The organism is Streptomyces sp. CA-106110, assembly GCF_050936285.1.
Classification (GTDB): domain Bacteria; phylum Actinomycetota; class Actinomycetes; order Streptomycetales; family Streptomycetaceae; genus Streptomyces.
Genome location: NZ_JBNJNB010000001.1, coordinates 9,907,804 through 9,932,527 on the forward strand (window position 1 = coordinate 9,907,804; position 24,724 = coordinate 9,932,527).

23 protein-coding genes and 1 pseudogene are annotated in these 24,724 nt (G+C 70.7%); 13 read left to right on the forward strand and 11 right to left on the reverse strand.

Going from position 1 to position 24,724, the window contains the following annotated elements:
* Positions 1 to 2: 2 nt before the first annotated feature.
* The 6 genes from ACQEXA_RS45755 to ACQEXA_RS45780 all read left to right on the forward strand — a co-directional run bounded on the left by ACQEXA_RS45755 (position 3) and on the right by ACQEXA_RS45780 (position 7,030).
* Positions 3 to 1,952 (forward strand): fumarate reductase/succinate dehydrogenase flavoprotein subunit, encoded by a 1,950-nt coding sequence (locus ACQEXA_RS45755; protein ID WP_432924955.1) that lies wholly within the window; start codon positions 3 to 5, stop codon positions 1,950 to 1,952.
* Positions 1,949 to 2,698, forward strand: coding sequence for a succinate dehydrogenase/fumarate reductase iron-sulfur subunit (locus tag ACQEXA_RS45760; RefSeq protein ID WP_359404332.1), 750 nt, complete (start codon positions 1,949 to 1,951; stop codon positions 2,696 to 2,698). Before ACQEXA_RS45755 ends, ACQEXA_RS45760 begins: the two co-directional genes overlap by 4 nt.
* A 276-nt stretch (positions 2,699 to 2,974) precedes the next feature.
* Positions 2,975 to 3,745: a GNAT family N-acetyltransferase gene (locus tag ACQEXA_RS45765; protein ID WP_359404329.1), complete on the forward strand. Its 771-nt coding sequence runs from the start codon at positions 2,975 to 2,977 to the stop codon at positions 3,743 to 3,745.
* Positions 3,746 to 3,900: 155 nt separating this feature from the next.
* Entirely contained in the window at positions 3,901 to 4,725 is an 825-nt protein-coding gene (locus ACQEXA_RS45770) for a lysophospholipid acyltransferase family protein (protein ID WP_432938971.1), read from the forward strand.
* Between the two features lie 185 nt (positions 4,726 to 4,910).
* On the forward strand, positions 4,911 to 6,410 hold the full coding sequence (locus ACQEXA_RS45775; RefSeq protein WP_432924952.1) for a metallophosphoesterase family protein: 1,500 nt from the start codon (positions 4,911 to 4,913) through the stop codon (positions 6,408 to 6,410).
* A 146-nt stretch (positions 6,411 to 6,556) separates the two neighbouring features.
* The gene (locus tag ACQEXA_RS45780; protein ID WP_432924950.1) at positions 6,557 to 7,030 is read left to right on the forward strand and encodes a DUF1348 family protein; all 474 of its coding nucleotides are present in this window, start codon (positions 6,557 to 6,559) and stop codon (positions 7,028 to 7,030) included.
* On the opposite strand, the gene ACQEXA_RS45785 is transcribed toward ACQEXA_RS45780, so the two are convergent.
* Genes ACQEXA_RS45785 through ACQEXA_RS45795 form a run of 3 tightly spaced genes read right to left on the reverse strand, consistent with a single transcriptional unit; the run spans position 7,000 to position 7,827 of the window.
* Positions 7,000 to 7,287: a hypothetical protein gene (locus ACQEXA_RS45785; protein ID WP_432940048.1), complete on the reverse strand. Its 288-nt coding sequence runs from the start codon at positions 7,285 to 7,287 to the stop codon at positions 7,000 to 7,002. The two genes, ACQEXA_RS45780 and ACQEXA_RS45785, sit on opposite strands and share 31 nt — an antisense overlap.
* Positions 7,277 to 7,636 carry a hypothetical protein gene (locus ACQEXA_RS45790; RefSeq protein WP_432924948.1) on the reverse strand — a complete coding sequence of 120 codons (360 nt, stop codon included), beginning with the start codon at positions 7,634 to 7,636 and terminating at the stop codon, positions 7,277 to 7,279. Before ACQEXA_RS45790 ends, ACQEXA_RS45785 begins: the two co-directional genes overlap by 11 nt.
* On the reverse strand, positions 7,633 to 7,827 hold the full coding sequence (locus tag ACQEXA_RS45795) for a hypothetical protein (protein WP_432924946.1): 195 nt from the start codon (positions 7,825 to 7,827) through the stop codon (positions 7,633 to 7,635). The genes ACQEXA_RS45790 and ACQEXA_RS45795 overlap by 4 nt, the downstream gene beginning before the upstream one ends.
* A 139-nt stretch (positions 7,828 to 7,966) precedes the next feature.
* On the opposite strand from ACQEXA_RS45795, the gene ACQEXA_RS45800 reads away from it, so the two are divergent.
* Complete coding sequence (locus tag ACQEXA_RS45800) at positions 7,967 to 8,212, forward strand: GntR family transcriptional regulator (RefSeq protein WP_432924944.1); 246 nt, start codon at positions 7,967 to 7,969, stop codon at positions 8,210 to 8,212.
* 136 nt (positions 8,213 to 8,348) lie between these two features.
* Here the strand turns inward: ACQEXA_RS45800 and ACQEXA_RS45805 are convergent.
* Both ACQEXA_RS45805 and ACQEXA_RS45810 read right to left on the reverse strand, forming a co-directional pair.
* Positions 8,349 to 8,491: pseudogene (locus ACQEXA_RS45805) on the reverse strand (LLM class flavin-dependent oxidoreductase); the annotation flags it as partial.
* Between the two features lie 48 nt (positions 8,492 to 8,539).
* Positions 8,540 to 8,998, reverse strand: a complete 459-nt coding sequence (locus ACQEXA_RS45810; RefSeq protein WP_359404311.1) for a MarR family winged helix-turn-helix transcriptional regulator — start codon at positions 8,996 to 8,998, stop codon at positions 8,540 to 8,542.
* 188 nt (positions 8,999 to 9,186) lie between these two features.
* On the opposite strand from ACQEXA_RS45810, the gene ACQEXA_RS45815 reads away from it, so the two are divergent.
* Together ACQEXA_RS45815 and ACQEXA_RS45820 are read left to right on the forward strand one after the other, a co-directional pair.
* Positions 9,187 to 10,155, forward strand: coding sequence for an alpha/beta hydrolase (locus ACQEXA_RS45815; RefSeq protein ID WP_432924942.1), 969 nt, complete (start codon positions 9,187 to 9,189; stop codon positions 10,153 to 10,155).
* A gap of 251 nt (positions 10,156 to 10,406) precedes the next feature.
* A complete protein-coding gene (locus ACQEXA_RS45820; protein WP_432938969.1) occupies positions 10,407 to 11,066 on the forward strand; it encodes a DUF1707 SHOCT-like domain-containing protein in 660 nt (219 codons plus the stop codon).
* 64 nt (positions 11,067 to 11,130) lie between these two features.
* On the opposite strand, the gene ACQEXA_RS45825 is transcribed toward ACQEXA_RS45820, so the two are convergent.
* From ACQEXA_RS45825 to ACQEXA_RS45840, 4 genes are all read right to left on the reverse strand, one after another.
* A complete protein-coding gene (locus tag ACQEXA_RS45825; protein ID WP_432924940.1) occupies positions 11,131 to 13,080 on the reverse strand; it encodes an amino acid transporter in 1,950 nt (649 codons plus the stop codon).
* A gap of 207 nt (positions 13,081 to 13,287) precedes the next feature.
* Positions 13,288 to 14,118 carry a GNAT family N-acetyltransferase gene (locus ACQEXA_RS45830; protein WP_432924938.1) on the reverse strand — a complete coding sequence of 277 codons (831 nt, stop codon included), beginning with the start codon at positions 14,116 to 14,118 and terminating at the stop codon, positions 13,288 to 13,290.
* Positions 14,119 to 14,257: 139 nt separating this feature from the next.
* The gene (locus ACQEXA_RS45835; RefSeq protein ID WP_432938966.1) at positions 14,258 to 14,335 is read right to left on the reverse strand and encodes a 50S ribosomal protein bL37; all 78 of its coding nucleotides are present in this window, start codon (positions 14,333 to 14,335) and stop codon (positions 14,258 to 14,260) included.
* Between the two features lie 31 nt (positions 14,336 to 14,366).
* Complete coding sequence (locus ACQEXA_RS45840; RefSeq protein ID WP_432924936.1) at positions 14,367 to 15,170, reverse strand: SDR family NAD(P)-dependent oxidoreductase; 804 nt, start codon at positions 15,168 to 15,170, stop codon at positions 14,367 to 14,369.
* A gap of 817 nt (positions 15,171 to 15,987) precedes the next feature.
* Here ACQEXA_RS45840 and ACQEXA_RS45845 point away from each other — a divergent pair.
* Positions 15,988 to 17,400, forward strand: a complete 1,413-nt coding sequence (locus tag ACQEXA_RS45845) for a hypothetical protein (protein ID WP_432924934.1) — start codon at positions 15,988 to 15,990, stop codon at positions 17,398 to 17,400.
* A gap of 13 nt (positions 17,401 to 17,413) precedes the next feature.
* Here ACQEXA_RS45845 and ACQEXA_RS45850 read toward each other — a convergent pair whose 3' ends face one another.
* Positions 17,414 to 18,985, reverse strand: a complete 1,572-nt coding sequence (locus ACQEXA_RS45850; protein WP_432924932.1) for a Na+/H+ antiporter — start codon at positions 18,983 to 18,985, stop codon at positions 17,414 to 17,416.
* 248 nt (positions 18,986 to 19,233) lie between these two features.
* Here ACQEXA_RS45850 and ACQEXA_RS45855 point away from each other — a divergent pair, with 248 nt between their 5' ends.
* The 3 genes from ACQEXA_RS45855 to ACQEXA_RS45865 all read left to right on the forward strand — a co-directional run bounded on the left by ACQEXA_RS45855 (position 19,234) and on the right by ACQEXA_RS45865 (position 23,976).
* Positions 19,234 to 21,735 (forward strand): ATP-binding protein, encoded by a 2,502-nt coding sequence (locus ACQEXA_RS45855; protein WP_433132867.1) that lies wholly within the window; start codon positions 19,234 to 19,236, stop codon positions 21,733 to 21,735.
* 327 nt (positions 21,736 to 22,062) lie between these two features.
* Positions 22,063 to 22,875: an oxidoreductase gene (locus ACQEXA_RS45860; protein ID WP_432924928.1), complete on the forward strand. Its 813-nt coding sequence runs from the start codon at positions 22,063 to 22,065 to the stop codon at positions 22,873 to 22,875.
* 111 nt (positions 22,876 to 22,986) lie between these two features.
* Positions 22,987 to 23,976: an AraC family transcriptional regulator ligand-binding domain-containing protein gene (locus ACQEXA_RS45865; RefSeq protein ID WP_432924926.1), complete on the forward strand. Its 990-nt coding sequence runs from the start codon at positions 22,987 to 22,989 to the stop codon at positions 23,974 to 23,976.
* Positions 23,977 to 24,048: 72 nt separating this feature from the next.
* On the opposite strand, the gene ACQEXA_RS45870 is transcribed toward ACQEXA_RS45865, so the two are convergent.
* On the reverse strand, positions 24,049 to 24,606 hold the full coding sequence (locus tag ACQEXA_RS45870; protein ID WP_432924924.1) for a hypothetical protein: 558 nt from the start codon (positions 24,604 to 24,606) through the stop codon (positions 24,049 to 24,051).
* Positions 24,607 to 24,724: the final 118 nt, after the last annotated feature.

Genomic DNA, 24,724 nt, shown 5'->3' on the forward strand with positions numbered 1-24,724 from the left:
AGATGACTTCCTATGCGGACTACGCGACCGGTGAGCCGGTCGCCGACACCAAGGCCCCGTCCGGCCCGGTCGGCGAGCGCTGGGACAAGCGCCGTTTCGAGGCCAAGCTGGTCAACCCGGCCAACCGGCGCAAGCACACGGTGATCGTCGTGGGCACCGGCCTCGCCGGCGGCTCCGCGGGCGCCACCCTCGCCGAACAGGGCTACCACGTGGTCCAGTTCTGCTACCAGGACTCCCCGCGCCGCGCCCACTCGATCGCCGCGCAGGGCGGTATCAACGCCGCGAAGAACTACCGCAACGACGGCGACTCGATCCACCGCCTCTTCTACGACACCGTCAAGGGCGGCGACTTCCGGGCCCGCGAGTCCAACGTCCACCGCCTCGCCCAGATCTCGGTCGAGATCATCGACCAGTGCGTGGCACAGGGCGTGCCCTTCGCGCGCGAGTACGGCGGGCTCCTCGACACCCGCTCCTTCGGCGGCGTGCAGGTCTCCCGCACCTTCTACGCCCGCGGCCAGACGGGCCAGCAGCTCCTCCTCGGCGCCTACCAGGCGCTCGCGCGGCAGATCGCCGCCGGCAACGTGGAGATGCATCCGCGTACCGAGATGCTCGATGTGATCGTGATCGACGGGCGGGCCCGCGGCATCGTCGCCCGCGACCTGATCACCGGAAAGATCGACACGTACTTCGCGGACGCCGTGGTCCTCGCCTCCGGCGGCTACGGCAACGTCTTCTATCTGTCGACCAACGCGATGAACTCCAACGCGACCGCCATCTGGCGGGCCCACCGGCGCGGCGCCTACTTCGCCAACCCCTGCTTCACACAGATCCACCCCACCTGCATCCCGCGGACCGGCGACCACCAGTCCAAGCTCACGCTGATGAGCGAGTCGCTGCGCAACGACGGCCGGATCTGGGTGCCGAAGGCGAAGGGCGACAACCGGCCGCCGAACGAGATCCCCGAGGACGAGCGCGACTACTACCTCGAGCGCATCTACCCGTCCTTCGGCAACCTGGTACCCCGCGACATCGCCTCCCGCGCCGCCAAGAACGTCTGCGACGAGGGCCGTGGCGTCGGACCCGGCGGCCAGGGCGTCTACCTCGACTTCGCGGACGCGATCAAGCGCATGGGCCGCAAGAAGGTCGAGGAGAAGTACGGCAACCTCTTCGACATGTACGCGCGGATCACCGCGGAGAACCCGTACGAGGTGCCGATGCGGATCTACCCCGCGGTGCACTACACGATGGGCGGCCTGTGGGTCGACTACGACCTGCAGACCTCGATCCCGGGCCTGTTCGCCGTCGGCGAGGCGAACTTCTCCGACCACGGCGCGAACCGCCTCGGCGCCTCCGCGCTGATGCAGGGGCTCGCCGACGGCTACTTCGTCCTCCCGTCGACGATCAATGACTACCTCGCCCGCAACCCGCACCAGGACCAGGTCACGACCGACCACCCCGCCGTCCAGGAGGTGCTCGCCGAGACGGAGGACCGGCTCAACCTGCTGCTGTCCGTCGACGGCGACCGCACCCCGGACTCCTTCCACCGCGAGGTCGGCGAGCTCATGTGGGAGTTCTGCGGCATGGCCCGTACCGACGCGGGACTGCGCAAGGCCCTGGAGCGCATCCCGCAGATCCGTGAGGAGTTCTGGCGGCGGATCAAGGTGCCGGGCACCGGCGAGGAGTTCAACCAGTCGCTGGAGAAGGCCAACCGCATCGTCGACTACCTGGAGCTCGCCGAGCTGATGTGCCTCGACGCGCTGCACCGCTCCGAGTCCTGCGGCGGCCACTTCCGCGAGGAGTCCCAGACCCCCGACGGGGAGGCCGCCCGCAAGGACGACGAGTTCGCCTACGCGGCCGCCTGGGAGTTCACGGGCACCGGCGAGGCGCCCGTCCTGCACAAGGAAGACCTGGTCTTCGAGTACGTCCACCCCACCCAGCGGAGCTACGCATGAAGCTCACCCTGCGCGTCTGGCGGCAGAAGAACGCCGACGCAGAAGGCGCCATGTCCACATACGAGGTGGACGGAATATCGACCGACATGTCCTTCCTGGAGATGCTCGACACCCTCAACGAGGAGCTCATCCTCAAGGGCGAGGACCCCGTCGCCTTCGACCACGACTGCCGCGAGGGCATCTGCGGCGCCTGCTCGCTCGTCATCAACGGCGACGCGCACGGCCCCGAGCGGACCACCACCTGCCAGCTGCACATGCGGTCCTTCAAGGACGGCGACACGATCGACATCGAGCCCTGGCGGGCCTCGGCCTTCCCGGTGGTCAAGGACCTGGTCGTGGACCGCTCGGCCTTCGACCGGATCATCCAGTCCGGCGGCTACATCACCGCCCCGACCGGCGCCGCGCCCGAGGCCCACGCCACGGCCGTGCCGAAGGCGGACGCCGACTTCGCCTTCGAACACGCGGAGTGCATCGGCTGCGGCGCCTGCGTGGCCGCCTGCCCGAACGGCGCGGCGATGCTGTTCACCTCGGCCAAGATCAACCACCTCAATGTGCTGCCGCAGGGCGCGCCCGAGCGCGAGACCCGGGTCCTGGACATGGTGGCCCAGATGGACGCGGAGGGCTTCGGCGGCTGCACGCTGACCGGGGAGTGCGCCACCGCGTGCCCGAAGGGCATCCCGCTCGTCTCCATCACGAACATGAACAAGGAGTGGCTGCGCGCGACCCGCAAGTCGGGCGGTCGCTAGCACCGAGACTGGCCGGCGCCGCTCGGGACGGGGCGGCGCCGGCCGCACGACGTTCGCCGGCACGGTGCGGACGGGCGGGACCGGGCGTGGTGCTCAACCCCGGTCCCGCCGACAGTCGTGCGGAAAGGCGACCCCTGGCATTCAACATTCCCACATCCACTCTCCTGGCTGCGGTTACGCGTAGGCCAACCGGCATCGGAAGAACAGGATCGCGCAGATCGCACTGACACGGTCTGCCGACGCACCGCCGAACCGGCCCGTGACCAGGAGAGAGCCATGACCGGCGTTTCCACGCTCGCCATCCCCCCATCGCCCGTGGCACCCACGCGCTACACCGTCAGCCTCGCCCGTGACGAGGCCGACGTCCGGGCCGCACAGCGGCTGCGCCACGATGTCTTCGCCGGTGAGATGGGTGCCCTCCTGTCCACGCCGCAGCCGGGCCTCGACATCGACCCCTTCGACGCGTACTGCGACCACCTGCTCGTCCGCGACACGGTGACCGACCAGGTCGTGGGCACCTACCGGCTGCTCCCGCCGGAGCGGGCCGCGGTCGCCGGGCGGCTGTACTCGGAGGGCGAGTTCGACCTCACTCCGCTCGACGGCATCCGCTCCGGGCTCGTCGAGGTCGGCCGCTCCTGCGTGCACCCCGACCACCGCGACGGCACGGTCATCGGCCTGATCTGGGCGGGCATCGCCCGCTACATGGTCGACGGCGGCCACGAGTGGCTGGCCGGCTGCTGCTCCCTGCCGCTCGCCGACGGCGGCACCATGGCCGCCGGCACCTGGGAGCGCGTCCGGAACAAGTACCTGGCGCCCGAGGAGTACCGCGTACAGCCGCTGCTGCCCTGGCGCCCCGAGGTCGAGGCCCCGGCCGGGCACGCCGAGCTGCCCCCGCTGCTGCGCGGCTATCTGCGCCTGGGCGCCTGGGTGTGCGGCGAGCCCGCGCACGACCCGGACTTCGGCGTCGCCGACCTGTACGTCCTGCTGTCGATGCGCCGGGTCAACTCGCGCTACCTGCGGCACTTCCTCTCGCTCGTCCCGGCGTGATGAACACCCGGATCGGTGTGAGGGACATGTCCCGCCCCGGATTGACGCTGCGCCCGCGCCGTGCGGCGCTGCTCGCGAACGCGACGGCGCTCCCCGCCGTCGCGCCGGTCACCGAGCGACCGCGCCCCGGCAGCGGCCGCAGGGCCCCTGCCCCGGTGAGCGCCTGGCTGCCGAGCGCACCGTGCTCGCCCATATCCTGCGTGGACGGCACGGCCTCGGCGGCCACCGCACCGCTCGCCGTCCTGCGGCTGGTGAGCGTGCTGACCCTGCTCATCGCCGGGATCGCACTCTTCCCGGCGGCGCGCCTGCTCTCCGCCGCACGGCGCGCGCGGATCATCAGGGCCTGGTGCCGGGCGGTGGTGCGCGCCGCGGGCGTCCGGCTCCGGATCACCGGTGCCGCCCCGCAGGACGGCGGTCTGCTGATGGTCGCCAACCACATCTCCTGGATGGACATCCCGTTGCTGGCCGCCGTCCGTCCGGGCCGGATGCTGGCGAAGACCGAGATCCGGCAGTGGCCGGTGGCCGGTGCGCTCACCGCGAGCAGCGGGGCGCTGTTCATCGATCGTGACCGGCTGCGGGCGCTGCCCGACACGGTCGCCCGCATCGCGAACGGCCTGCGTGCCGGATCGGCGATCGTGGTCTTCCCCGAGGGGAGCACCTGGTGCGGGCGGGCGCAGGGGTACTTCCGCCGGGCCGCCTTCCAGGCGGCGCTGGACGCGGGTGTCCCGGTGCAGCCGGTGCGTCTGCACTACCGGCTCGACGGGGGCTCCGCCACCACGGCGCCCGCGTTCGTGGGCAGTGACTCGTTGCTGACGTCGGTGTGGCGGGTCGTCTCGGCGCGGCGGCTCGTCGCGGAGGTCCGGGTCACTCCGCTGCTGGTGCCGGACGCCGGCACCGACCGTCGGGCCCTGGCCTTCGCCGCGGAGCGGGCCCTGGACCTGCCGGCCGGCGGGCACGCGGACCTGCCTGCACATCACTGATGTTCTGACGCCCGTCCCCGGGCCGGGAGGTGTCCCGGCCCGGGCGGACGGACGCATGGAGGTGCGGCGCCCGCGCGCTGACCTCCGACGAGCCGGCCGCCCCTGTCGACGTGCACGGCCCGTTCGAGGCCGTCCGGGTGGGACCTGATCTCGGCCCTTGTCTCGGCCATTGCTACGGTTCACCGGTGTCCGAATCTTCACGCGATACGGCCGAGGGCGCCGGGTGGGGCGCCGAAGAGCGCGGTGAATACCGCGCATTGATGCCACGTCAGGTCGAGAAGGTCTACTGGCTGAACCCCAAGACGCTCTGGGCGGCCCGCAACGGCGTGCTGGCCTCCTGGTTCGGCGACCCCACCGGAGGCACCCGAAGCCGCTGGGTGAAGCAGCAGGAAGCGGCGGGCGCGCCCACCGACAAGGTGATCCGGCGGCACACCGCGGACCGCTTCTCGTTCATGGTCCTCGGAGACACGGGCGAGGGCGACGACCCCCAATACGCCGTGGTGCCCGGCTTCCTGAAGATAGGTCAGGACACGGACTTCGCGGTGATCGCCAGCGATGTCATCTATCCGGTGGGGACCACCGCCGACTACGGCACGAAGTTCTTCCGCCCCTACCAGGGGTATCCGGCGCCCATCTACGCGATACCCGGCAACCACGACTGGTACGAGGACCTGTACGGGTTCATGCGCGTCTTCTGCGACGCCGAGCCGCCGGCACCGGCCCCCGCGCCGTGCCCGCTGAGCCGGGCCGGGCTGCGCTCCCTGCTATGGCACAGACCGGCCGAGCCGGACGGGCAACTCATCCAAGAAGCACAGGCGTTGCGCCCGGACCCGGCCCAGCAGGCCGTTCAGCCCGGCCCCTACTGGGCGATCGACGCCGGACGCGTCCGCATCATCGGGATCGACACCGGCCTGCTGGGCACCATCGACGCCGAACAGGGCCGCTGGCTGCGGGAGGTCTCCAAGGGCCCCCGCCCCAAGATCCTCGTCACCGGCTCCCCCCTGTACGTGGACGGTGAACACCACCCCTGTCCCATCGAGGGCGGCGGCACGGTCGACGACATCGTCCGCGACCCGGACCACCACTACGTCGCGGCGATAGGCGGCGACATCCACAACTACCAGCGCTATCCGGTGGAGGTGGACGGCCGCACGATCCAGTACGTGGTCTCCGGCGGCGGCGGTGCGTTCATGCACGCCACCCACACCATCCCGCGCGTGTCCATCGCGAACGTGACCGAGAAGGACTTCCGCTGCTATCCGCTGCGGGGCGACTCGCTGGCCTTCTACAGCAGGCTCTACGGGCGCCGTCTGCGGCTGCGCCGCTTCTTCACCCTCACCGAGGCGGAGGCGATGGCTGTCATCGCCGAGCGGCTCGGCATTCCGCCCACCCGCACCCCGGGGGGCCCGGTCCGGGTCACACCGCGCGTCCGACTGGTCGCAGGACTGTTGGGGGCGGGGCGCCGTCCCGAACGGGCCTCCCGCTTCCGGCTCCCCGTGCGCAAGATCTACACCCGGCTCTTCTCCCCGGGCTCGGCCACCTACAGCCCGCCGTTCTTCAAGAACTTCCTGCGCCTCGACGTCACCGCGGAGGCGGTCCGGCTGCGTTGCTTCGCGGCGACCGGCAATCTGCGCCAGGAAGTCGACCCACCGGTCGAGGACGAGGTGACGATCCCGCTGGTGTGACGGCCGGGCCCGGCCACACAACCCGGGCCCCGCGCCGGGGAACCGCCTTCCGGCGGCCATTCGGCAGTACCGTCCTTGCGTGAGAACCGTCGTTCTCATACCGTGGCCGTCAGCTGGAGAACGAGCGTTCTCACGACGGAGATGACATGACGAGCGAATCGCGCCCGCCGTTCCCGCCCTTCACCCGGGAGACGGCCGTGCAGAAGGTGCGGCTGGCGGAAGACGCCTGGAACTCCCGTGATCCGGAGAAGGTCGCCCTTGGCTACACGGTCGACTCCCGCTGGCGCAACCGCGCTGAGTTCATCGACGGCCGTGACGAGATCATCGCCTTCCTCACCCGCAAATGGCGGCGGGAACTGGAGTACCGGCTCATCAAGGAACTGTGGGCCTTCGACGGCAACCGTATCGCCGTGCGCTTCGCGTACGAGAGCCACGACGACTCGGGCAACTGGTTCCGCTCCTACGGCAACGAGAACTGGGAGTTCGACGACAACGGACTGATGCTCAAGCGCTATGCGTGCATCAACGACCTCCCCATCAAGGAGTCGGAGCGCCTCTACCACTGGCCACAGGGACGCCGACCCGACGATCACCCGGGACTCAGCGACCTCGGCCTCTGACGCTCGCGGGCCGGGCCCTGGGCCGTCCCTAGCCCGGCCACCCGGGCGAGCCGCCGGTACGAGTCCAGGAGCGCCGAGCGGTCGTATGTGCTCGTGGTGACGAGCCGTTCCAGGCCGTTACGGTGTGCGCGGATCATAGCGTTGTGCTCGGCGGCCCTGATGCGGGCCCACAGCGCACGTGACCGCCGCTCAGCCTCCGCTAGTTCGGCAAGCCTGAAGTTGCGCTGTATGTCCGCTTCCTTGGCGTCAGCGCTCATCGCGGTCCCTCTCGCTGGCGAGGAACGTAGCGACGGCCGGGAACTGCGCGGCAGCGGAGCGACGTACAGCGTCCTCCTCGCTGTCGATGCCCAGACGCTCCCCACGAAGGTCAGCCACCATGGCCGCGTCTTCCACGGCACGGACGAGGTATTGAACAGCCATGCGGAGTTCAGCGCGCGACGCTGCCGAGTCCGCTGCAAGAGCCTGGGCCCGCCGGGCGTCCTCCCGCGATGTCACCAGGATGCTGGTTTCCATGGCGTCCGCGATTGCGTTCACGATGCCGCTGCCCTGGGGCGTGTACGCATCCTTGCCGTTGTCCTGCCAGGGCAGGCGTCGAAGGGCGTTCATGCTGCCACCACCTCCACGGCCTCCGTGGCCAGCGCGGCTCGGCCAGCGCGGCGGGGCCAGGTCACATGGGCGTTCGTGTGGTCCGTCCACTGGTCGTGACCAGGGACCAGGAAGCAAGGCTCCGCGGCATCACCTGTCAGGTTCTGCGCCAGGCCCGCGGGGACGTGCGCGTCGCAAGTACGCTCTGTCATGTCGACTCCAGTCAGTCGGCCAGGCCCGGGGAGTTCGCCGCTCCGCCGGGCCGCTTTCGTTCCCAAGCCTCAGTGTATCTCGGTGTACTGAAGTGCACGCAAGATGCAGGAAATAGTGAAGTGCACTTCGGTGTACTGCATGGAGATCGACCGCACCCGCGCGATGTGGCCGCAGATCAGGGACGTGATCCTTCAGCGGATCAAGGACGGTACCTACCCGCCCGGCAGCAAGGTGCCAAGCATCGTCGCCATTGCCACTGAGTTCGACGTCGTCAACAGCACCGCGCAGCGCGCCATGGAGGCTGTCCGTGCTGAGGGGCTGACTCGCAGCGAGAAGGGCATGGGGACCTACGTGCTGAAGCGGGAGGAACAGTCCTCCCGCTGACGGAGGTGCCTGCCCGCTGGCAGCGCGTCAGGCTCACACAGGCCCCTGTCCTGTCCCCATTGCTGGGGCAGTTCAGGGGCCGTTCTGCGTTCACGTCTTGGGGCGAAGGCTCCGGCCGCTGCTATGGGGGTGTCTACGATTCCCAGAACCGGTGGTATCCCACTCGACCTCCTGGGCCAGACGCACGGTGTCGCGCAGGGTCTCGGCTCCTTCGTGGCCCTCGCGGATGCGCGAGCGGTCGAGTACCGAGAAGCGGGTTTGTTCGATCACTGAGCTCACAACGGCTTCAACGCCCTGAAGGGTGTGCGATTCCCCGTCCCGGCGGCCTCAGTGATCGGTGACGTTGGCGGTCAGGAGGCGGAGCAGCTGTTTGGCCAGGGCGTCCTGTTCCGGGGTCAGGCCCATGGCGTCGCCGATGGCGAGGGGCACGTCGCGCGCCTTTTCCTGCAGCCGGGCCCCTGCGTCGGTGAGGCGGATGGCGACGGAGCGTTCGTCCTCCGGGCGGCGCTCCCGGTGCAGGAGGCCGCTCGCCTCCAGGCGCTTGAGGAGTGGTGAGAGGGTGCTGGACTCCAGCTGGAGGGCCTGGCCCAGGTCGCGTACGGAGATCGAGTCCTGCTCCCACAGCACGAGCATCACGAGGTACTGCGGATAGGTGAGGCCGAGTGCGTCGAGCAGGGGGCGGTAGCGCGCGGTCACCGCCCGGGATGCCGCGTACAGGGCGAAGCAGAGCTGGTCGTCCAGAAGGAGGGAACCCTCCTCGGCCGGTTCGGCCGTCGGTGCGCTCATGGCATCGCTCCTCGGTCCGGTGGTCCACACAGCGGTCTTCCACCCTAGCTTTCGGCGCCTGTCGCCATTCTATCGAGAGCGAACCGGTTGTGCACGACTTAATCGAGCGCTACTCTTCTGATGTGCCGCAGCCCCCGGTGACAACGCCGGTGGGGTCTGCCCGCGGCACCGGATCCCAGGAGATCGCCATGACCGACGCCACTGGCCCCCGCCCCGTCCTCGAGCCCGCCGCGCAGGCCTTCGCCGAAGCCACCGCCAACCCGCCCTACCTCTTCGACCTCGGTCCGGCCGAGGGCCGCAAGGCCGTCGACGAGGTGCAGTCCGGTGAGATCGAGAAGCCCGCCGTGGACGAGGAGTGGATCACCGTGCCCGGTGGCCCCACCGGCGAGGTCCGCGCCCGTATCGTCCGCCCGGCAGGAGCCACGGGCGTGCTGCCGGTGATCGTCTACATCCACGGCGCCGGCTGGGTCTTCGGCAACGCCCACACCCACGACCGTCTCGTGCGCGAACTCGCGGTCGGCACCGGCGCCGCGGTCGTCTTCCCCGAGTACGACCTCTCACCCGAGGCCCGCTATCCGGTCGCCATCGAGCAGAACTACGCCGTCGCCCGCTGGATCGTCACCGACGGTGCGGGCCACCGCCTGGACGCGGCCCGCGTAGCGGTGGCCGGCGACTCCGTCGGCGGCAACATGACCGCGGCGCTGACCCTGATGGCCAAGGAGCGCGGCGACGTCCCGCTGGTGCAGCAGGTCCTCTTCTACCCGGTGACCGACGCTTCCTTCGACACCGGCTCCTACCACCAGTTCGCCACCGGCTACTTCCTGCGCCGCGACGCCATGGAGTGGTTCTGGGACCAGTACACGACCGACGAGAGCGAGCGCGCCCAGATCACCGCGTCCCCGCTGCGCGCGACCACCGAGCAGCTCGTGGGCCTGCCCCCGGCGCTCGTGATCACCGCTGAGGCCGATGTGCTGCGCGACGAGGGCGAGGCCTACGCGGGCAAGCTCCGCGAGGCAGGCGTTCCGGTCACCGCCGTGCGCTACCAGGGCGTCATCCACGACTTCGTGATGCTCAACGCGCTGCGCGAGACCCACGCCGCCGGTGCGGCCATCGGCCAGGCGGTCGCCGTCCTCCGGACGGCGCTCGGAACGGCCTGATCTCGGCCGGCGCCGAGGGTCCCGGCCCCATGGACGGGCCGGGACCCTCGGCGCACGTCTTCGGCGACGGACCGACGGTCCCGTACCCGCCGGTGTTCTGGAGTGCGCTGCCCCACCCGGGCGTGCGGGTGGACGCGGGCTTGGCCCGGAGCTATGACGCGATATAGCGTTACTCGGAGAGCGTGGCGATGACGGCGGGTGCTCCGGTGTCGTCGCCCGGTGGAGTCTCCGACAGTTGCGGGGTGAGCGGTATGGCGGGAGAGCTCTCGCGGGCCGAGGAGTTCGCGGGGTCCGGAGTGTCACTCGGGTTGCGGGCCTCGCACGCGGACCGCGACCGGGTCGTCGACGTGCTGCGCATCGCGGCGGGGGACGGCCGGCTGACCTCCGAGGAACTCGACGACAGGCTGGAGGCAGCACTCTCCGCGCGCACCGTCGGCGAGCTGTCCGTCCTCACGGCCGATCTGCCGGCCGTCGCCGGGGCGGCAGGCGAGCCCGCCGCCCCGGCGAAGGACTTCATCCGCATCGAGCAGCAGGGCAGTTCGGCCCGGAGGGACGGCGGCTGGGTGGTCCCGCGCCGGATGGAGATCCGCTCGTCGTGGGGCGACGTCACGCTCGACCTCACCCAGGCGGTGATCACGCAGAGTGCCCTGCGGATCGACCTGGACATGCTCGGCGGCTCCCTGGTGCTCATGACCCGTCCGGGAATCGTGGTGGACACCGACTCCCTCACGGTGAGCTACGCCAAGGTCAGGACACAGGGGGCCGGTGGCACCGGGGTGCCGGTGTCCCTGCGTATCGAGCTGGCGGGCGACATCCGGTACGGCCGGGTCGTGGTGCGCTCTCCGCGGCGCACCTTTGCCCAGTGGCTGCTGCGCCGGCCCGCGGCGCGGACCTCACCGACCGGCTGCTGACCCCGGGTCGGCGGGTCCGGCGCCACGTGCCCATGGACCGGGCGCCGTCCGTGTGTGCGCCGCGTCAGCCGACGTGGACCTTCGGCCGCCGCTTGCGGTCGTGCTCTGCCTCCCGCAGCACCTCCCGGGTCACGGGTGCCACCTCGCCCTGGCCGAAGAGGAAGAAGCGCAGGAAGTTGGTGAAGGGACTGCCCTCGGTCCACTCGAAGTACATGTGCGGGATGCAGCCGGTCATGTCCCGGGCGTGCAGCAGCAGAGCGGCGAGGGCGTTGGGGATGGAGGACGACTCCAGTGTGAGCACGCGGTAGCGGCCGTGCAGCACCTCGCCGCGGACGGTCAGACCGGCCTCGAACTCCGACGGGTCGCCGACCGTCACCTCGACGAAGACGAAGTCGTCCTGCGGCGTGATGTCGTTGTCGGCGCGTATCTGCTCGATCTTGGCGCGGTACTCGGCGACGTCCCGGTTGTCCGGCTCGTTGGCGATGAACCGGATCTTGCGGCTGGCGATGTCCCGGACGAAGCGCTCGGCCAGGGTGTCCAGGGTCACGCTGGTCACCCGCAGCTCGAAGGCGCGGGCGAGGCGGGAGAGCAGCGAGAGCAGGATGATCCCGGCGATGAAGCAGGCGCCGATCTTCACACCGTCGGGCCGCTCGATCACGTTGACGACCGTCGTGTAGAGGAAGACGGCCGAGATGATCGCGAACACGATGGTCCATCTGCGCTGTGCGGCCTTGCGGGCGGCGATGGTCACCGCGATCGCCGCGGAGCTGATCAGGACCAGCACACCGGTGGCGTAGGCGCCGCCCTGGGCGTCCACATTGGCGTCGAAGATCCAGGTGACCAGGAAGGCGACCAGCGTGAAGACGATGACCATGGGCCGCACGGCGCGCGCCCAGTGCGGGGCCATGCCGTAGCGGGGCAGGTAGCGCGGCATCAGGTTGAGCAGGCCGGCCATCGCGGAGGCTCCCGCGAACCACAGGATCGCGATGGTGGAGACGTCGTAGACCGTGCCGAAGGCGTTCCCCAGGTATTCGTGCGCCAGGTAGGCCAGCGCGCGGCCGTTGGCCTGGCCGCCCGTCTGGAACTCCTTCTCCGGGATCAGCAGGGTGGTGATGAAGCTGGTGGTGATGAGGAAGCCGCTCATGATGACCGCGGCGGTGGTCAGCAGCTTCTTGGCGTCCCGGATCCGGCCGGTGGGCCGCTCCTCCGTGTCGCCGGCGTCGCCCTGCACATGCGGCATGACGGCGACACCCGTCTCGAAGCCCGACAGACCCAGCGCCAGCTTCGGGAAGACGATCAGCGCCACACCGATCATGACGAAGACGTTCCCGTGCTCGGTGGTAAGGGCGCCCGTCCAGTCGGTGACCACATGGCCGGCGGTGGCCACATGCCACAGGCCCACGACGACCACCACGGCGTTCAGCGCGAGGTAGATACCGACCAGGGCGAAGGCGACGCCGATCGCCTCCAGGAACCCCTTGAGGAACACCGCGCCCAGCAGGGCGATGAGCACCAGGGTGATGATCATCTGGTGGCCGTGGAGGGTGCCGGTCAGATGCGGGTTCTCGATCAGGTGGGTGGAGGCGTCGGCGGCCGAGAGTGTGATGGTGATCAGGAAGTCGGTGGCGGCGAAGCCCAGCAGGGTGAGGACGAAGAGCTTGCCCTGCCAGAACGACAGCAGCCTTTCCAGCATGGCGATGGAGCCCTCGCCGTGCGGGCTCTCCTGCGCCACCCGCCGGTAGACCGGCAGGGCGCCGGCCAGCGTGACGATCACGAGGACGATGGTGGCGATGGGGGAGAGCAGTCCGGCGGCGAGGGCGGCGATGCCGGGCTGGTAGCCGAGGGTGGAGAAGTAGTCGACGCCGGTCAGGCACATCACCCGCCACCAGGGCTGGCCCTTGTGCGGTGACTCGGGCTGGGCGTGCGGAGTCGCGGAGCCCTTGCCCATGTCGGACAGCCCCTCCAGCATCCACGCCCGCAAGCGGCTCGCAGGTGGGTGTTCGGTGGTGGCCATCGGCAATGCTCTCCTGGTGTACGGCTCGGTGCGGGACTGGGCCGTCACACGGACGGCCGCACCAGCGTATGCGGAGAGTGACGCCTGGGCCCACGGATGCGTGGGGCGGGGGTGTCAAGCTTCCGTTAAGAACGACGGGTCGGACATCAATGATGCGTCGAAGCGATATCAGGAACGCATCAAAACGGCAGGCCGCCACTTGTACTGTTACGCGGTGCGTGCGGCGGACCGCCCTGCCCGCGGCGAACACGCTGCGTCATGACGCAGGTGGTCTCCCCCGGCTGCGAGGGGGCTTCCCGCCGCGTGATGGACGTACTCGCGCACCAGCCTGAAACCCGCGGTCCAGGCGAGCAGACGGCTGGCCCGGTTGTGGACCGAGCAGTTCCAGCTCGGGATGTGACCGCGTGCGGTGATGTCCGCGCAGAGAGCGGTGACACAGGCGAGGCCGAGACCGTGGCGGCGGTGTTCGGGGCGGGTGAAGACGGCCACGTCCTCGTACCTGGTGCCGCGGAAGTGCGTACAGGCCACCGTCAGCAGCCGGCCCGTCGCGTCCACAGCCGCCCAGCCGTGACCGGAGGAGGCGAGGCTCGCCGGGCCGCCCCAGGGGGCGTGGATCCACTCCGCCTCGGGGCCGAGCGCGGCCAGGGCGTCGGCGTCCCCGCGGCCGAGACGGCGTACGGTCACGCCCCGCGGGGTGGGGGCGGGCTGCGGATCGACCTGCAGGGTCCAGACCATGCGTTCCCAGGGCGTGAGACGGTCGAAGGCTGCCCGCAGGGTGGGCAGGAAGCGGGCCGGGGCGTCGATGTAGTGGTGTGCCAGGGGTGCCAGGGCCTCGGGGGTGAGCACCTCCGGCGTCCCGCGGAGCACGGTGAATCCCGCGCAGGACACGGCGATTGCACGGGGCTGGACCGGCCGGTCCGCCCACCAGTGGCCGATGCCGGTGCTCAGTACGTGTTCGCCGACGACGGCCGGCCCCGGCGAGCCCGCGGGCAGCCAGCGGGTGAGCGGCGGCAGTTGGTCGGGTACGAGTTCGATCATCGACGCCTCCACGTGAGGACGGTGAAGACGCTTCGACGGCGAAGGAGCTCGGACGGCGAAGACGCTTCGGCGGTGATAGAGGACGGATGGAGCGGGGCGAGCGCCCGTGGCCGGACGCTCGCCCCGCCCTGGGTCGGCGTTACCCCTGGTTGGCCTTTTTGCCGTGGTTCGCCTTCTTCTTGCGGCGGGCCTTCTTCTTCCGGGCTCGCTTGGACATGTGGGTCAACTCCTGTTCTGTGATGTGTTGTTCAAGCGCTGCGGCCGACCAGCAGGTCCGCCAGCTTGTTGAGGCGCTTGACCGTGCGCTCCTCCTGCGCCGCCGGTGCCGGGTCCATGCGTTCGTCGCGGTCGTAGTAGGCGCCGTTGACGATCTCCACCGCCGGGTCGCACAGCCGGACCACAGAGGCGGCACCCTCGGCGGGGGCGACGCCTTCGAGCCCGTAAAGAGACAGGAGCGCCGTGTCGCAGATGCCCGGGTGCACGGAGACGGCGGTGACGCGCAGGTCGGCCGCGAAAACGGTGAGCGCCAGCTGGGACTGGGCATAGGCGGCGAGCCGCGAGTAACGGCGGGCCCGGTTCGGGTCGGACCACTGGATCGACGCCGTCCGGTGCAGGGAGGACGACACGTTCACGACCCGGCCGCCCGGCTCGCTGGTGAGGGCCGGCTCCAGCAGGCAGGTCAGCAGGTAGTGCGCGAGGAAGTTGACCTGGAAGGCGATCTCGTTGCCGTCCGCAGTGATGGTGTGGCGTTCCGGTGCCGCCATGCCGGCGTTGTTCACCAGCACATCCAGGTGCGGGTGTTCACGCACGACGCGGTCGGCCAGCGCCTCGACCTCCTCCAGGTGTGCGAAGTCGGCTGCAAGGGGCCGCAGTTGGGCTGCATCGATGCGGGTCGTGGCGACGAGACGGTCGACGGCCGCCTGCGTCTCCTCGACGGTACGGCCGTGCAGCAGCACGGTGGCGCCGCGCTCGGCGAGCTGGCGGGCGGTCTCCAGGCCGATGCCGGAGGTGGCTCCGGTGATCAGAACGGTACGGGACGAAAGGTCGGACATGGTCCATTCCGGGGATGCGGGCACGCCGGCTCGGCCCGCGCGGGCGGCCGGTGATGTGCGGATACGACAAAGGGGCGCCGGACGTGGATCACGGCGCCCCGAGGGCTACGGAAAACGCGTCGGCGTCAGCGGACGACGGCGGACACGGGCGTTTCCGGGCAGCGAGGCGCACGACAGGTCACGCCGGGACTCGGCGGCCGGTCGAAGAGAAGCCATGCGCTGTTCACGCCGTCCATCGAAGTCGTTCCGCAGGTCCAGGACAAGCCCGACACGTGATCCCATACGCCGATCTGACGTGCGCATACGCGTTCTTGACGGGGCCTTCTCGCTCAGCGGAGGTGAGGCTCAGTGGAGGCTGGGCTCCGGCAAGATCACCACGCTGATCAGCTTGATGCCGGCGAACGGCAGGACTGGTCCGCCGACGTCCGCGGCTCTGTGGCGGCGGAAGGAGAGCCCGACCGCGCGAGGCGTCTGAACTTACCTGCTCAGCGCGGTATTTGCGGCGCTCATACGGGACTCGCGGGCGGCCCGTCAAAGTCCCGTCAAAGCAGCTTGATAAAGCGTCAGGGGCGCGTCAACGCAGGTCGTCCGTGGCCGGAACCGGTCGCAGACTGAGCGGCAACGGGGGACGGGCGACCGTCCGTGGTCTGACGTGGGAGGGACCGTGACCATCACGGCCGGAACAGCGCGTGCCCCGCAAGGGGAAGGCGCGCCACCACGAAAGCCGACGGTCGTCCCGCCCGAGGGGGGGACCGGTTCGCGGCCAAGAGGGGGGCCGCGACCGGGCGGGCGGAGGCCTCGCTTCCGCCGCGAGACCGTGGCCGCGTGGGCCGCTCTGCGCCGCCGCTGCTGGGCCACTCTGCCCGCGCGCCTGCGCTTCCTGCGTGCGGTCACGGTCTCGCTCGCCGCCGCCCTGGCTTTGCTGCTCCTGCTGGCCGGCCTGGCCGCCACCGGTACCTGGGACTCCGTCGCCGGCCGCGACGCGCCCCGCACCACCAGCGCCGCCGACCTGAACCTCGCCCTCAACGACATGGACGCGCAGGCCGCCAACATCCTGCTGTCCAGCGGGGACGCAGGTCGTGGGCGCCTTGTGACGCCGTACGAGAAGGCCGTCGGCTTCTATGGGGCCGCGCGCCGCGAGATCGGCCACGACCTGCGCACCCTGGCCGTCGCAGCCCAGGGCGCCCCAGCCGACGAGCGGACCGTCGAGTCGCTGACCGACGACTTCGCCGAGTACCAGGAACTGATCGGCCGCGCACTGGAGAACGACGCGCGCAGCGGCGGCAAGACGGCCGCACTGGCCGACTACCGCACGGCGACGGATCTGCTCCAGCGGAGCCTGTTGCCGGACGCGCGGCGGCTGGTGGAGTCCAACAACACGGAGTTCAACGGACAGTACGCCCAGGCCCGCTCGACCCTGTCCGCGCAGCTCACCGCCGTGCTGATCCTCGGCGCGCTGCTCCTCGCCGTGCTGGCCGTACTGCAGTGGTATCTGGCCCGCCGCTTCCACCGGATCCTCAATCCCGGTGTGCTCGCCGCCACCGTGTGCACCCTCCTCGCGGTGATCCTCGGATCACAGATGCTCTCCGCCTCCGCGGAACACCTGCGCAGCGCCCGCCGTGACGCCTTCGACTCCGTCGTCGCCCTTTCCCGCGCCCGGGCCATCGCCTACGACGCCAACGCCGACGAGAGCCGCTACCTCCTCGACCCCGAGCGCCACGACCAGTACGCGCGTTCGTTCCTCATCAAGTCCCAGCAGCTGTACGGCATCAAGGGTGCCACCCTCGCGACGTACGACGCAGGACTTGCCGCCACCTGGAACGCCTACCGCACCGACCACCACGACCTGCGCTTCACCGGCGAATTCCGGCGCGAACTTGACAACATCACCTTCCCCGGCGAGCGGATCGCGGCCGAGCGGACCGTCGGCACCTACGCCGTGTACCAGCGCGACGACCGCAAGATCCGCGCCCTGCTCGCGGCCGGCAAGGAGCACGAGGCGGCGGAGTTCTGCATGGGCTGGGAGCCCGGCACCTCCAACGCCCACTTCGGGGAATGGATGGCCGCGCTGGACAAGCTGACGGACATCAACCGGGCCCACTTCGCGTCCTCAGTGCGTGAGGGCCGCTCCGGCGTGAGCGGACTGCTGCCGTGGGCGGGCGGCCTGCTGCTCGCGGCCGCCGCCCTCACCGCCCTGGGACTGCGGCCCCGGCTCGCCGAGTTCCGCTGAGCCCTCCTCGCTCTCAGGCGTCCGCCAGCCTGGCCTCTTCCAGGTCCAAGGAGCGCTGCAGGCGCCTGCGGGTGGTGTCGCTGATCGCGTGCTCGTCGTACAGGCGCTGCAGTTCCACCGTTTCGACCGCGATCAGGTCGCGGCGCAGCTGGCGGTAGACCAGGTCGGCGGATTCGGCGGGCACCACGCCGTTGGTGTCCGTGAGGCGGTCGCGCGCGTCGTCGAGGCGGGCGTTGAGAGCCCGGCGGAGCCGGTCGAGGACGACGTCCGGCGCCGCGTCCAACGCGGCCAGCTCGTCCAGGCGGCGGATACCGGCCCCGGCCAGGCTGCAGCGGGCCGCCGCCTCCTCGCGTTCCGTGTGGTCGGGTTCGAGCGCGATGCCCGAGCGGCGGACGACGGGGGCCAGGGTGAAGCCCTGGACGACGAGGGTGACGACCACGACCGACGTCGTCAGGACGAGCACCAGGGGCCGCTGCGACAGCGCGGCGCCGTGTGCCGTGGTCACCGGGATCGACAGCGCCGCGGCCAGGGGGACGACCCCTCGGGTGCCCGCCCAGGTGAGGACCATCGGCACCCGCCAGTTCATGCGCTGGATCCCGCCCCTGCGCTGCACGACCGCGGACAGGGGCGCCAACCAGAGCAGACGCACGGCGATGAGCGTTCCGGCGACGGCCAGCGCGTACAGCGGCCAGGTCCGGTCGCCGTCGGACAGCGCCCGCACCTGTGCGGGCAGGGCGAGGCCGATCAGGCTGAAGACGACGCTCTCGAGCAGAAACACCACCGTGCCGTACACCGCGTGCAGTTGGAGCCTGATGCGGGCGTTGGTGAGCCGGTCGCCCCGCCCGCCGAGGACCACCCCGGCGACCACGACGGACGTGACGCCGGAGGTGTGCGCGGCCTCCGCGAGGACGTAGGCGGCGTACGGCGTGACCAGGGCGATCACGGTCTCCAGCACCGGGTCCTCGGTGCGCCGCCGGATCAGGGTCACCACTCCGGCCAGCGCGGCACCGATCACCGTGCCGCCGCCCGCGAGCAGCATGAACTCGCCGCCCGCCGCGCCCCAGTCGGCGGCCGCGGAGGCCACGGCGACGCTCACCGCGACCCGGAACAGCACCAGCGAGGTCGCGTCGTTGAACAGGCTCTCCGCCTGGACCAGGACCTGGACCTTGGGCGGCAGCGCCAGCCGCCGGCCGAGCGCGGTGACCGCCACCGGGTCGGTGCTGGCCAGAACCGCGCCGAGGACGAACGCCATGGGCCAGGGCAGCGGCGTCACCAGGGACGCCACGGCGGCCACCGCGGCCGCCGAGGCAAGGACGAGGCCGACGGAGAGAATTCCGACCGGCTTCCACACGGCGCGCAACTCGCGCCACGACATGTCCTCGGCACTCGCGTACAGCAGCGGCGGCAGCACCACGAGCCCGATGACCTCGGGACTGATCTGGATCTCCGGGGTTCCCGGCAGCAAGGCGACGGCCAAGCCTGCCACCACGAGCAGTGAGGGCGCGGGGATACGCCACCGTCGCGCGAAGGTCGCCACGATGGTGGCCAATATCACAAGTGAAAGAACCGTCCCTACGCTGCGCATGCCGTCCCCTGGGCTCGAACGGAGCCACGTTGGCTCCTCGCCGACCAGACTTCCCGGCACACCGCCTTCACCCTATCGGCTCCTGCACTCGTCAAGACAGTGTCAAGGTCCACATGGGCGGCGCCAAGGATCCGCTAACGGCCGTGCCGACGAGGTCACGGAACGGCTTCCGTGGGAGCAGTGACTGCGAGAAGTGACCTGTTCCCCTCCGTGGGAGTTGAGCCAGTGAGCGGAGCGCCTCGGCTGCGATGAGTGACGTACGGCCCGGACGACTGAAGGTGTACCTCGGGGCCGCCCCGGGAGTGGGAAAGACCTACCGCATGCTCGACGAGGGGCGGCGCCGGGCCGCCCGGGGCGCGGACGTGGTGGTCGGGTTCGGGGAGTGCCACGGCCGTCGGCACACCGAGGAGATGTTGGAGGGGCTGGAGATCGTGCCCCGGGCGCGGTGCGAGTACCGCGAGGGGGTGTTCCCCGAGATGGACCTGGACGCGGTGCTGGAACGCCGGCCCGACGTCGCCCTGGTCGACGAACTGGCCCACACGAACGTTCCCGGCGGCGGGCGCAACCCCAAGCGTTGGCAGGACGTGGAACGGCTGCTGGCGGCAGGGGTCGACGTCATCTCCGCCGTCAACATCCAGCACCTGGAGTCCCTGAAGGACGTCGTCGAGAAGATCACCGGGGTGCCGCAGCACGAGACGGTGCCCGACGAGGTGGTACGGCGGGCCGACCAGATCGAACTGGTGGACATTCCTCCCGAAGGGCTGCGCCGCCGTATGGCGCACGGCAACATCTACGCGCCAGAGAAGATCGACGCCGCCCTCGCCCACTACTTCCGGCCCGGGAATCTGACCGCGCTGCGCCAGCTGGCCCTGCTGTGGGTGGCCGACCGGGTGGACGACGCACTGCAGGCGTACCGGGCCGAACACGCCATCGGCCGGGTGTGGGAGACACGCGAGCGGGTCGTGGTCGCCCTCACCGGTGGCCCGGAGGGCGACACACTCATCCGCAGGGCCGCCCGGATCGCCGACCGCTCCGCCGGCGGCGATCTGCTCGCCGTGCACGTGGCCCGCAGCGACGGGCTCGCCGCCGGGGTCTCGCTCGCCTCGCTGGCCCGGCAGCGGCGGCTCGTCGAGGACCTCGGCGGCAGCTACCACTCGATCGTCGGCGACGATGTCGCCACCGCCCTGGTGGAGTTCGCCCGCGCCGAGAACGCCACTCAACTGGTCCTCGGTGCCAGCCGTCGCGGGCGTCTGGAGCGGTTCCTGACGGGTCTGGGCACGGGGGAGACCGTGACCGCGATCAGCGGGGACATCGACGTCCACCAGGTCACGCACGAGCGCGCCGGACGGGGCACCCTGCTGCCGTCGCGTCGCCGCACCCTGTCGACACGCCGCCTGATCGCCGGACCGGTGGCCGGCCTGGTGCTCCCGGTGCTGCTCACCGTCGCCCTTGCCCAGGTGCGCGGCACGCTGAACCTCACCAGCGACGCCTTGCTCTTCCTGCTGGCCGTGGTGGGCGTGGCCTGCATCGGCGGGGTCGTCTCGGCGGTGATCGCCTCAGTGACGGCGTCCCTGCTGCTCAACTACTGGTTCATCCCGCCCATAGGGCAGTTCACGCTGGGCGACCCGAACGCGCTGATCGCACTCGCCGTCTTCGCCGTGGTGGCCGCCGTCGTGGCAGCCGTCGTCGACCGTTCGCTGCGTCTGTCCCGGCGCTCGGCACGCGCTGCCGCCGAGGCGGAGACCATGTCCTCACTGGCGGGCAGCATCGTGCGCGGTGGCCAGACGATCCCGGCCCTGCTGGAGCGTACCCAGGAGACCTTCGGGATGGAGTCGGCCGAACTGGTCGACGAACCACCGGATGCCGAGGGTGTCACGGCTGTGCCGGCGGGTCCCGGCGCCTTCCTCGCGCTGCGCGGGCGCACCCTGTCGACTTCCGAGCGGCGTGTCCTCGCCGCCTTCGCCGCGCATGTGGGATCCGCCGTCGAGCGGGCCCGGCTGGCCGAGGCCGCCGCCGAGGTCGAACCGGTCAAGGCCGCCGACCGGATGCGTACGGCGCTGCTGCGCGCCGTCGGCCACGACCTGCGCACCCCGCTCGCGGCGGGCTGGGCGGCCGTCACCTCGCTGCGCAGCCGCGACGTGCAGTTCTCGCCCGAGGACCGGGACGAGCTGCTGGCGACCGCCGACGAGTCCATGGCGAAACTCAACCGGCTGGTGGAGAACCTCCTCGACCTCAGCCGTCTCGAGGCAGGGGCTCTCACTCTGAAACTGCGCGTCACCACGCTGGAAGAGGTACTGCCGATGGCGATGGCGGACTTCTCCGGGGTCGAGGCGGGGAACCTGGAGGACATCCCGCCGGTGCTGGTGGATCCGCCCCTGCTGGAGCGTGTGATCGCGAACCTGGTGGGCAACGCGGCCCGCCACAACCCGGCCGGTGCCACCGTCCTGGTGACCGCCAGCGCCCTCGCAGGCCGTGTGGAGCTGCGGATCATCGACCGCGGCCCCGGTCTGCCGCCCACCGGCCGCGACCGGCTCTTCGAGCCCTTCCAGCGCCTCGGCGACACCGACAACAAAACCGGCCTCGGCCTCGGCCTCGCGCTGTCCAAGGGCCTGGCCGAGGCGATGAACGGAACCCTCACCCCCGAGGACACCCCGGGCGGCGGACTCACCATGGTGCTGTCCCTGCCCGTCGCCGAGCCGTCCCAGCAGCCCCGTCGGCAGGGCGCGCAGAGCGTGGGTGGCCTCTCATGACCGGCCCGGCCGGCATCCGGGAGCCGCGCGGCACGGGGGGCGGCCGCGGCTGGACGGGCTCCTCACCCACCCGCGACCACCTCGCTCCGCCGGCGCCTGCCGCTCACGCCCGGCCTTGACGGGATCTCCCGGCGAAGCGCCTCAGTGTCCGCCGACGCGAAACCGTTCGTGGCGGCCGTGGACCGGCCGACGGCGCCCGCAGGATCTGGCGCGCTGTGCGAGCAGGATGGCGCCTTCTGCCAGTGCGGGGTGCACCGGCCGTCCGTAGCGTTCTCGGTGGCAGCAGCCGGGTCATCGACCGCGAAGCGACACGGAGAGAAGAGAGTCATGCCTACAGCACTGGTGACCGGAGCCTCGTCCGGCATGGGCCTGGAGACGGCCAGGAAACTCCTCGAGAAGGGGTTCACCGTCTACGCCGTCGCCCGCCGGGTCGAACGGATGCGGGACCTGGAGCAGCTGGGGGCGGTGACGCTCGGGATGGACATCACCAAGGAGGAGGACATCGCGGCCGTGGTCGAGCGCATCGTCGCGGACCAGGGCGGGGTCGACGTCCTGGTCAACAACGCCGGCTTCGGCATGTACGGCGCCATGGAGGACACCAGCGTCGACGACGCCCGCTACCAGTTCGAGGTCAACCTCTTCGGCCTGGCCCGGCTCACCCAGCTGGTACTGCCGTACATGCGCAAGAAGGGCGCCGGCAGGATCGTGAACATCTCCTCGATGGGCGGAAAGATCTACACGCCGCTGGGCAGCTGGTACCACGCCACCAAGCACGCTCTGGAGGGCTGGTCGGACTGCCTGCGCCTGGAGCTCGCCCCGCTCGGCATCGACGTCGTCATCATCGAGCCGGGCATCATCGAGACCGAATTCGGCGAGGTGATGGTGGAGCCCATGCTGGAACGCTCCGGATTCACCGCCTACGGCGATCTCGCGCACAAGCTGGCGGTGTCCACCCGGGAGAGCTACCGGCCCGGGCGCAGCACGTCCGCGTCCCGTCTGGCCGATGTGATCGTCCGGTCGATCACCGCCCGCCGGCCCAGGACCCGCTATGTGGCCGGCAAGTACGGCAGGCCGCTGATCACCGCGCGCAAGTGGCTCGGCGACCGGATGTTCGACCGCATGGTGATGCGGGCGGTCTGATGTACCTCCCCGACCCGGGCCGCGCCGCACAGCCGTCCGCGTCCGCTCCGGCGCCGCGCGGGTCCGTGGCGGCACTCGCGGCCCGGGCCGTACGTGACGGAGGTCCGTACCGTGGCAGCTGACCGGTTCACCGTCCACGCCCCCGTCCGCGCCCTGCTGTCGGACCTCGGCATTTCGCCCGCCCATGTACTGCGCCGGGCGGGGCTGCCGGCGGACCTGTTCGCGCGGACCCCCGCCCAACTGACGTCCGAGCAATACTTCGCCTTGTGGCGGGCGATCGAAGCGGAGGCCGACGACCCGCGGCTGCCAATCACCATCGGTCAGGCGTTGTCCCCGGAGGTCTTCGACCCCTTGCTGTTCGCCGCCCTGTGCAGCCCCGACCTGCGAGCGGCGACTCACCGGATCGCCGTGTACAAACAGCTCATCGGACCCATGTCCGTCCAGGTCACCGAGACACCGGACGACATCACCGTTGCCTACCGGTGGCCACCGCCGCTTCAGCCCCCGGCCGTCCTGGCAACGACGGAACTGGCGTTCTGGGTGATCCTCGCCAGGACGGGGACCAGGACACCGGTGCGCCCGCTGCGGATCAGCACACTCGAGCCGCCCGCGGACCCGCGCCCGTACCTGGACTTCCTCGGCGCCCCCGTCGACCGCGGCCCACGGGAGTCGATCACCTTCTCGGCGGCCGACGCCGACCGGCCGTTCCTCACCGCCGACCAGGGCATGTGGGAGTTCTTCGAACCGGAACTGCGACGCCGGCTGTCCGAGCTGCGATCGGGTGCGACAGCGGCCGAACGGGTGAGGGCGGCCCTGCTGGAGCTGCTCCCGGCCGGCAGTGTGTCGATGGACGCCGTCGCCAGATCGCTGACCGTGAGCACCCGCACCCTGCAACGGCAGCTGAACCTCGAGGGCACCACCTTCCAGACGGTGCTCAACGACACGCGTGAGGCCCTGGCCCGCCACTACCTCGCGCACTCTGGGCTGACCGTACGGGAGATCGCGTTCCTGCTCGGATACGAGGATCCCAACTCTTTCTACCGGGCCTTCCACTCCTGGACCGGAAAGACCCCCGCCCAGGCGCACAGCAAGGCGGACTGACCGGGGCGCAGGCCCGCAATCCAGGGGACGGAACGGGGGCGTGGCGACCACGCGACGGGGCAGCGGGGGCCGCTACTCCAGACCGGACATCCTGAACACGGTCCGGGCGGTCTCGCGCTCGATCCGCTCCTGGACACGGCGCAGTGCCGTCGCCCCGCACAGCAGGGAGCCGAGGTCCTCGGACTTGCGTACGTCCTCGTGGAGGCGGTACCAGAGGTCGGGATTGTTCACCAGCACCTGGGGGTCCAGCTCGACCCGGCTGCCGAGCGCGTCCCGCAGAACGAGTCGCTGGGAGACGCCCTCCAGGGAGCGCAGCGACACCAGCATGTCGGTCCGGACCCGCTGGGTGCCCAGCAGCCCGCGCGAGGCCAGCCACCCCTCGCCCGCGGTCACCCGCCGGGGGAAGAGCACGACGAAGAGCAGCCCCGAGAGCGCGAGCCACAGCGCGGCACGCCACCACGTCGCGTTGCCGGAGCCCCAGTCGATCAGGAGCAGCATGGCGAGGAGCATGGCAGCGCACCGGATCGAGCTGTGCAGGTCTGCGGACCAGCGGCGGTCGTACACCGCGTGGTCGCCCTCCTGCGGGTGCGCGCCGACTGTGGCGTTCGGCGCGTCGTTGCTGCTTCCCATAGCGCCGACGATAAGGACCGCGTGAGCCGCCGCAACGCGCCTTGATACGACTCTGACGGGTCTGGGGCCGTTCTTGATGCAGCGGAAGCGGCGGGCGGCAGTTACCCGCGTCACACAG